This is a genomic window from Actinophytocola sp., from assembly GCF_009379765.1.
Lineage (GTDB): Bacteria > Actinomycetota > Actinomycetes > Mycobacteriales > Pseudonocardiaceae > Actinophytocola.
In genome coordinates this window covers 23,522-30,519 of record NZ_WHTD01000095.1, presented here as the reverse complement: position 1 = coordinate 30,519, position 6,998 = coordinate 23,522, and the positions used below count along the sequence as shown (strand labels likewise).

The 6,998-nt window shown below is 72.7% G+C and carries 8 protein-coding genes; 4 read left to right on the top strand and 4 right to left on the bottom strand.

Going from position 1 to position 6,998, the window contains the following annotated elements:
• Positions 1-10 precede the first annotated feature (10 nt).
• Complete coding sequence (locus tag GEV28_RS42550) at positions 11-121, top strand: hypothetical protein (RefSeq protein WP_367115191.1); 111 nt, start codon at positions 11-13, stop codon at positions 119-121.
• Positions 122-154: 33 nt separating this feature from the next.
• Positions 155-1,087, top strand: coding sequence for an asparaginase domain-containing protein (locus GEV28_RS26095; protein ID WP_291414867.1), 933 nt, complete (start codon positions 155-157; stop codon positions 1,085-1,087).
• A gap of 87 nt (positions 1,088-1,174) precedes the next feature.
• Here GEV28_RS26095 and GEV28_RS26090 read toward each other — a convergent pair whose 3' ends face one another.
• Positions 1,175-1,783, bottom strand: coding sequence for a TetR/AcrR family transcriptional regulator (locus tag GEV28_RS26090; protein ID WP_291414866.1), 609 nt, complete (start codon positions 1,781-1,783; stop codon positions 1,175-1,177).
• Between the two features lie 92 nt (positions 1,784-1,875).
• Between GEV28_RS26090 and GEV28_RS26085 the strand changes: the two genes are divergently transcribed.
• Positions 1,876-3,351: an FAD-dependent monooxygenase gene (locus GEV28_RS26085; RefSeq protein WP_291414865.1), complete on the top strand. Its 1,476-nt coding sequence runs from the start codon at positions 1,876-1,878 to the stop codon at positions 3,349-3,351.
• 10 nt (positions 3,352-3,361) lie between these two features.
• Positions 3,362-4,234, top strand: coding sequence for an alpha/beta hydrolase (locus GEV28_RS26080; protein ID WP_291414864.1), 873 nt, complete (start codon positions 3,362-3,364; stop codon positions 4,232-4,234).
• A gap of 97 nt (positions 4,235-4,331) precedes the next feature.
• On the opposite strand, the gene GEV28_RS26075 is transcribed toward GEV28_RS26080, so the two are convergent.
• From GEV28_RS26075 to GEV28_RS26065, 3 genes are read right to left on the bottom strand one after another with little or no spacing between them, the layout of a single operon-like run.
• Positions 4,332-6,116 (bottom strand): FAD-dependent oxidoreductase, encoded by a 1,785-nt coding sequence (locus GEV28_RS26075; protein ID WP_291414863.1) that lies wholly within the window; start codon positions 6,114-6,116, stop codon positions 4,332-4,334.
• Positions 6,116-6,364, bottom strand: coding sequence for a ferredoxin (locus tag GEV28_RS26070; protein WP_291414862.1), 249 nt, complete (start codon positions 6,362-6,364; stop codon positions 6,116-6,118). Before GEV28_RS26070 ends, GEV28_RS26075 begins: the two co-directional genes overlap by 1 nt.
• On the bottom strand, positions 6,361-6,957 hold the full coding sequence (locus GEV28_RS26065; protein WP_291414861.1) for a hypothetical protein: 597 nt from the start codon (positions 6,955-6,957) through the stop codon (positions 6,361-6,363). Before GEV28_RS26065 ends, GEV28_RS26070 begins: the two co-directional genes overlap by 4 nt.
• Between the last annotated feature and the right edge of the window lie 41 nt (positions 6,958-6,998).

Here is a 6,998-nt window from a genome sequence, read left to right as displayed (position 1 = left end):
TCCCACCGGCATCGAGATCAGCGACCGACAGATGAAAGAACTCCCGATCACCCGCGACACCTGGCACGGCGACTGGAACTACACCCTCCGCCCGACACGCGACACGCCCAACCCACCCTGACTTGATTCACTACGCGCCCTTAGTAGTGGGGTTGTGACTCGGCCCGTCCTGCTCGTCGCGACCGGCGACACCATTGCCCACGGGTCCGCGGGCGTCGCGACCGGCAAGGAGCTCCTCGAGCTGGCCGGCCCGCCACCGACCCGGGTGGTCGTCGAGGACGTCATGGCCGAGCCCTCCTGGGACACGTCGACGTCGACGCAGCTGGCGCTGGGCAGGCGCGTCCGCAAGGCCCTGGCGGAGGACGAGTTCGCCGGCGTGGTGGTCACCCACGGCATCGACACGCTCGAGGACACCGCGTTCCTCGCCGACCTGATGGTCGGGCCGGCCGCCGTGCGCGGCGGGATCGTGTTCACCGGTGCCGTCCGTGCCTTGGCCGACTCGTCGGCGGACGGCCCGGGCAACATCGCCGACGCCCTCGCCGCGGCGGCGGAGCCCGCGTTGCGTGGCGCCGGTGCGGTCGTCTGCATGGGCGGCGAGCTGCACGCCGCCCGCTGGGCCACGCTCACCGACCCCACCCGCCCGGCGGCGTTCACGTCCGCGCCGCGGCAGCTTCTGGGTCGGGTGATGGACGGCCAGGTCAATCTGATCGGCATGCCGCCGTCGCGCCCGCCGCGCCCGCGTGGCGAACCCGAGTCGGACGTCGCGCTGATCAAGACCTACCCGGACATGCCGGCGTCGCTGCTGACCCTGGTGACCGACGCGGGCGCGCGAGGTGTCGTGCTGGAGGGGACCGGTGCGGGCAACGTCCCGGTGGAGATGTTCGCCATGATCACGGAGCTGACCCGGACGGACATCCCGGTGGTGGTCGCGTCCCGGGTGCCGGCGAACGGCATCGGCCTCGTGGGGGAGCTGGGCGCGATCGGCGCGCGCGGCCTGCCGCCGAACAAGGCCCGGATCGCGCTGATGGCCGCACTCGGCGACGGCGGCGGTGTGGTCGCGGCGCGCACGTGGTTCGGCGAGCTCTAGACCCGGCCGGCCGTGACCTGCGCCGATGCCCGAACGCGTCGTTCGGGGCGTTGAGCGTCCCCAGCGCGTCGTTCAGGGCATGGGGCTCTAGACCCGGCCGGCGACGCCGCGGTGGATGAGGTCGGTGACCAGGTCCACCGCGGCCTCCTCGGTCAGGTCGCCGAGGCTCCGCTCGACCAGCAGCGCGTGTGCGAACCCCCACAGCAGCGTGCCGATCGCCCGCGCGACCGCGAGCGGCTCGCCGGGTAGCTCGTGGCCGGTTCGCTGGACGTGGTCGAGGTGCTCGGCCATGTGGCCGATGTCCGGCGCGGACAGCTCGTTCAGCGTCGCCGCGAAGGACCGGTCGACCATCGCCGCCTGGTACAGGGCGACCATCACCGTGCGGTTGGCACGGAAGAACCGGAAGTAGAAGGCGACGTGGTAGCGGATCGCCGCGCGGGCGGTGAAGTCCTGGTCGTGCTCGGAGTCCGCCTCGACCGCGACGTCGGTCTCCGCCAGCAGGTCGGCGAGCAGCGCCTGGAGCAGCTCCTCCTTGCCGGCGAAGTGGTTGTAGAACGAGCCGGCCGCTCGCCCGGCCGCCGCGGTGATGTCGGTGATCTTGGTGTTGAGGTAGCCCCGCTCGGCGAAGACCTCCTTGGCGGCGGCCTTCAGCGCCGCCTCGGTCTCCGCCGCCTTCGCCTGGCGCACTCCCGGCATCACACCTCCTCGCTCCCTTGACAACCTACGGCAGCCGCGAGCATGCTGAACTTATATTCACTGAATCGAAATTCAGCAAAGGGGAGATCCTGATGGACGTCGAGGTGTTGATCGCGGGGGCCGGGCCGACCGGGCTGACGCTCGCCATCGAGCTGGCCCGCCGCGGGATAGGCGTGCGGATCGTCGACCGGTCGGCCGAGCCGTTCGCGGGCTCGCGCGGCGACGGGCTGCAGCCGCGCACGCTGGAGGTGTTCGAGGACCTCGGCGTGCTGGACGGGGTGCTCGCCGAGGGGATGCTGCCGCCGGCCGTGCGGGCATACCTCGACGGCGCGTTCGTGGGTGAGCACCGGATGGCCGAGGTGGAGCAGCCGACGCCGGACGTGCCGTACCCGAACGTGTGGATGCTGCCGCAGTCGCGCACCGAGGCGATCCTGGCGGCTCGGCTCGCCGGGCTGGGCGTGGCGGTCGAGCGCGGTGCGGCGCTCACCGACCTCGTGTCCGATGTGGACGGTGTCACGGCGACGGTCGGCGACGTCCCGGTGCGGGCCCGGTACCTGGTCGGCGCGGACGGTGGCGCCAGCGTGGTGCGCCGGGCGCTCGGCATCGGCTTCCCGGGGGTCACCGACGAGGAGGTCCGGATGCTCATCGGCGACGTGTGCGCGGACGGGCTCGACCACGACCACGGCCACTGGTGGGCGCCGGCGAGCGACCCGATGGCCGGCGTCGCGCTGACCCCGCTCGCCGGTGGGGAGGCGTTCCAGTTCGCCTGCCCCGCGCCGGCCGGTGCCGACGCCTCGCTCGCGCACCTGCAGGAGGTGCTCGACTCGCGCGGCGCCACGGTCCGGCTGCACACCCTGACGTGGAGCACGGTGTGGCGGCCGAACGTCCGGCTCGCGGCGCGGTTCCGGGACGGGCGGGTGTTCCTCGCCGGCGACGCGGCGCACGTGCACCCGCCGACCGGCGGGCAGGGGCTCAACACGGGCGTGCAGGACGCGTACAACCTCGGCTGGAAGCTGGCCTCGGTGCTGCGCGGTGGGCCAGGGTCGCTGCTCGGCACCTACGAGGCGGAGCGGCGGCTGGTGGCCGAGGAGGTGCTCGGCCTGAGCACCCGGCTGATGGACAAGTACCGCGACGGCGATCCCGACGCGCACCGGCGCGGCGCGGACACCAAGCAGCTGGGCATCACCTACCGCGGTGGGCCGCTCGCGGTGGAACACCGGGCGGCGCCGGGGAAGGTACGGGCTGGGGACCGGGCGCCCGACGCGCCGGTGGTCGGGCCGTCCGGGCCGGTTCGGTTGTTCTCGCTGCTCGCCGGGACCGCCTGGACGCTGCTCGACTTCGGCGGGTCCGGCGCCGAGGTGGCCGGCGCGACGACGGTGTCGCTGGTGCGGGAGGGCGCCGGGTCCTATGTGGACGTCGAGGGGCATGCGTGGGCGGGCTACGACGTCGCCGACCGTGCGCTGGTGCTGGTTCGGCCGGACGGCTATGTCGGCCTGGTCGCGGACGATCCGTGGCGGCTGCCGGGGAGCGTGCACGACGTGTCAACTCAGGTTGACATCCTCGGGTAGCATGGACGGCATGTCACTGACGACCGTGAAGCGGACGATCCGCGGGCGGGTCCTGCGCCCGATCGTGGCGCGGGTGTTCCCCGGGGCGGTGGGCACCGACACCAGCCAGCCGTTGCCGGTGTCGGTGCCCGGATCCGGGGCGACCGTGGTGGTCACCGACCTGGGGGAAGGGCCGGCGATCCTGTTGGTACACCCCGGATCCACCACCGCCGCGGCCTGGGCCGGGTGTGCCGCGGCGCTCTCGGACCGGTTCCGGGTGCTGAGTCACGACCGGCCGACCTATCGGCGCGTCCCGGCCCTGCGCGGGGCCGCGGCGATGGACGCAGAGGTCGACGAGGTACTCGCGATCGCCGACGTCGCAATGGAACCGGTTCTTCTCGTTGGTCACTCCTCGGGCGGGGTCGTCGCGCTGGAGAGCGCACTCGCCGCACCCGAACGGTTCTCGGGGCTCGTCCTCTACGAGCCGCCGGTCGCGGTGGACGCTCCTCTCGGCGGGGATGCCCTTCGCCGGGCCAGATCCGCGCTCGACGCGGGCGCGCCCGGCCGGGCGATGGCCATCTTCGTGCGGGACATCTCCGGTGGCTCCCCTCTCCTGGCCCGGCTGTTCTCCCGGCGCTGGGCGGCCGCGCAGCTGGCGGACGCCGAGGCGATCGAGTCGCTGGGCGTGGGGCTGGACCGGTACGCCGGGCTCGACCTGCCCACGCTCCTCATCGGTGGCGAGCGCAGCCCGGCGCACCTGCGCGCGAGGCTCGACGCCCTGGCGGCGGTGCTGCCCCGGGTCGACCGCACGGTGATCCTGCCGGGGCAGGGCCACCTCGCGACCCTGCGGGCACCACACCTGGTGACCGCGGCGATCGCCTCGTTCGCCGACCGCGTCGCCTGACCGCCCGTCCTCGCGGGCCGCAGGCGAAGATCCCGGTCGTCGCGGGGGACGACCGGCGCCGACGGGCCGGGAGCCATGGGGCCGGGTAAGTCCGCGGTCATGACGCCATCCGCCAGGAGTCGATCTGAGGCAGGGTCGTCACGGCCGGGTCGTCCAGTTCCTCGCGCGGGTTCATCGGCGGGCGGTAGTCCCGCGGCGCGGGTGGCGGCGGGCCGTAGCCACCCGGCTGGGGGAGCAGGCCCTCGTAGTCGGTGCGGGTGAGCTGCTCGTAGTAGCCCGAACCGGTTCGTGGCTGCTCGTGGTAACCCGACCGGGAGGCCGCCGGCTCGTAGTAGCCGGACCGGGCGGCCGCCGGCTCCTGGTAGCCGGGCCTCGCCGGCGGCCGCTGGTAGCCCGGGCGGCCCGGCGACTGCTGGTAGCCGGATCGGGCGGCCGGACCGGTGTGATAGCCGGAGCGGGCCGCGACCGGTTCCTGGTAACCCGACCCGGCCGTTGGACTCGCGGGTCCTGAGTGTTGGACTCGCGGGTCCTGGGGGTTGGACTCGCGGGGCGTCTGGGTCTCGTAGGCCAGGGCCGACATCGCGGCGGACATCGGGGCCGAGGTCGGCGTCGCCACCGGGGCACGGTAGGCGGGCGGGACCGCGGGTGCGGCAGGGCGGGCCGGGCGCTTGGTCTCGGACTGCCTGCGCCGCATGGCTTCCGTGGTCTTCTTGTCCAGCTCCTTGGTCCACTTCAGCATGCCGCGCGGGCTGTCCCACGCCACCACGCCGACGAGCGAGCCGCCGGCCAGGTAGCCGGTGACCCGCGACGAGACCTGCTTCGAACCGGTCAGGGACACGGTGTCCTGCGCGAGCGCGGGGATCCCGGACGCCTGGATCCGCACCCCGTGCTGGTCGGACCAGAACCGCGGGAGCGGCGTGTAGGGCTTCGCGTCCTCGCGCCCGACGAGCAGGTTCTCCGCCGACGCGCGGCCCATCTCCACCGCGTTGATCCAGTGCTCGACGCGCCGGGGGACCGTGTCGAACCGCAGGTTCGGCCACCGGGCGACATCGCCGGCGACCACGATGTCCTCCGCGCCGAGCGCGTGGGTGGTCGGGTCGCACAGCACGCCGTCGTCGACGAACAGGCCCGAGCCGCGCAGCCAGTCCACCGCCGGCACCGCGCCGACGCCGAGCACGACGCAGTCGGCGACGACGACCTCGCCGGTGGACAGGTGCATGGTGACGCCGTCGGATCCGGTGCGCCAGTTGGTGACGGCGGCCTCGGTCACCAGCCGCACGCCGTGTGCCTCGTGCAGCGCGCTCACCGTCTCGCTCACGTCATGGCCCGGCACGTTCCGCAGCATCGCGTCTTCCCGCATGATGATCGTCGCGTCCCGGCCGAGCTCGCGGGCCGCCGAGGCGACCTCGCCGGAGAGCCAGCCGCCGCCGATCATGGCGACCCGGCCCTTGCTGGCGCGCAGGTTCTTCTGTATCCGGATCGCGTCGCCGATCGAGCGCATCACGTGCACCCGCGGGTCTTGCCGCGGCGCTCCGGGCAGGTGTCTTGGCTGCATGCCGGTGGCGATGACCAGACCGTCGTACTCGATCTCCTCGCCACCGGGCAGGAAGAGAAGGTGCTCCTCGGGGTCGAGCCGGGCCACCCGGGTGCGGTAGCGCCACACGGCGTCCAGGTCGGCGTACGGGAGCAGGAGGTCTTTCGGCCGGACCGCGCCCGTGAGCAGCTGCTTGGTCAGCGCCGGCCGGTGATAGGGCCGGAACGGCTCCTCGGTGAGGATCATCAGCTCGCCGGTGAAGCCGAGCTCACGCACGCGCTCGGCAGCGCGGAGACCGGCGGCCCCCGCGCCCACGACCACGATGCGTTCGCTTCTTTCCGCGCTCATCAAGCACGTCCTCCTCGGGTTGGGCTTTCCGCCTCCGCCAGCGCGATCGCGAGCGTCGGGCAGATGCGGGCCGCCGACCGCGCGTTCTCGAGCTCCCTCGGCGGGACGACCCGCCGGTAGCGCAGCCCCCCGCTGGGGGTGAGCTCGAACAGCTCGGGTGCCTCCGCCACACAGAACCCGTAGCGGCGGCACACGTCGTTGTTCACGCTCAGCTGGTTTCGCGTCGGCGGACGCTTGCGGCCGATCACGGCTCGTCCCCGAACAGACCGGTGCTCGACAGTGCCCGCGCCGGCACGAACCGCACCAGCGAGATGGTCACCGTCGGCACCAGCAGGGTGATGCCGATGAGCCACATGGTGGACAGCGAGCCGGAGTTGAGCGCGCCGAAGAACGCGTGGACGACGCCGCAGCCGAACGCGACGTAGCTGATCCGGTGGACGCCCAGCCACTGCCGGAAGCTCAGCCAGCGGCGCACACCGACGACGATCGACGCGGCCAGCATCCCCTCGAACGCGAGGATGCCGAGCGTGTGCTGAAGCTTGACACCACCGTTGAACGGCACGAACACCTCCCACGCGGTGAAGACCTCGACGCGCATGAAGAGAAGTGCGACGACATGGCTGAACGCGAACCCGAGGGTCAGCGTCCCCAACACCATGTGGCCGCTGCGCAGTGCCTGACGCCCCGCGAGGCGGTGCAGCCACCCGGTGGTGGTCAGCACCCCCCACGTGAGCGTCAGGCACATCAGCGCGTAGGTGAGTCGACCGGACACGGCGAACATCTCCCGGACACCTTGGTCGTGAGCGATGTCGCCGGTCTGGTCGACCACCTGTTGCAGCACGAACATTCCTCTACTGGGGCTATTTCTAGATCAGCACCGAC

Bases quoted from the DNA above. Each gene is read 5' to 3' on its own strand.
- GEV28_RS26090 (WP_291414866.1), bottom strand. From the start codon at position 1,783: ATGCCGGGAGTGCGCCAGGCGAAGGCGGCGGAGACCGAGGCGGCGCTG.
- GEV28_RS26085 (WP_291414865.1), top strand. From the start codon at position 1,876: ATGGACGTCGAGGTGTTGATCGCGGGGGCCGGGCCGACCGGGCTGACG.
- GEV28_RS26080 (WP_291414864.1), top strand. From the start codon at position 3,362: ATGTCACTGACGACCGTGAAGCGGACGATCCGCGGGCGGGTCCTGCGC.
- GEV28_RS26075 (WP_291414863.1), bottom strand. From the start codon at position 6,116: ATGAGCGCGGAAAGAAGCGAACGCATCGTGGTCGTGGGCGCGGGGGCC.